This window comes from Vibrio sp. HI00D65 (assembly GCF_001635455.1).
In the GTDB taxonomy this organism is placed as follows: domain Bacteria; phylum Pseudomonadota; class Gammaproteobacteria; order Enterobacterales; family Vibrionaceae; genus Vibrio.
In genome coordinates this window covers 1-374 of the sequence record NZ_LWEH01000031.1, presented here as the reverse complement: position 1 = coordinate 374, position 374 = coordinate 1, and the positions used below count along the sequence as shown (strand labels likewise).

The window sequence follows — 374 nt, the reverse complement described above, 5'->3', positions numbered from 1 at the left end:
TATGCGAAGGCAAAGGTAGTCGATTAGAGATTAGTCGCTTTCGTAAATGAATTAGTCATAGCAACGTTGACAGGCTAATAGTAAATGATGGCTTAAAACGCGACTAAAGATATGACACAAAACAGATTAAAACGCGTTGCCATTTACGTTAATAAAAAGGCGCAAGGTGAATACTTTGCGCCTTTCTCTATTTCTAATTGTCGTGTTTAGGTAAAAAGATTGATACCTACAAGGGACCATTAATCGTGAGATTACTTCTTGATACCTTCAACATGTAGATCCATATCTACATAGCTTGAGGCACCCATTACTGGAATGTTGAAGTCAGCAAGTTCTAAACGAGTTGTACCAACGAAACCAGCACGCTCACCACC

At 39.0% G+C, this 374-nt stretch carries 1 pseudogene; it reads right to left on the bottom strand.

What is annotated here, in order from left to right:
* Positions 1 to 251 precede the first annotated feature (251 nt).
* Positions 252 to 374, bottom strand: a pseudogene (locus A3712_RS28820) (YceI family protein); the annotation flags it as partial.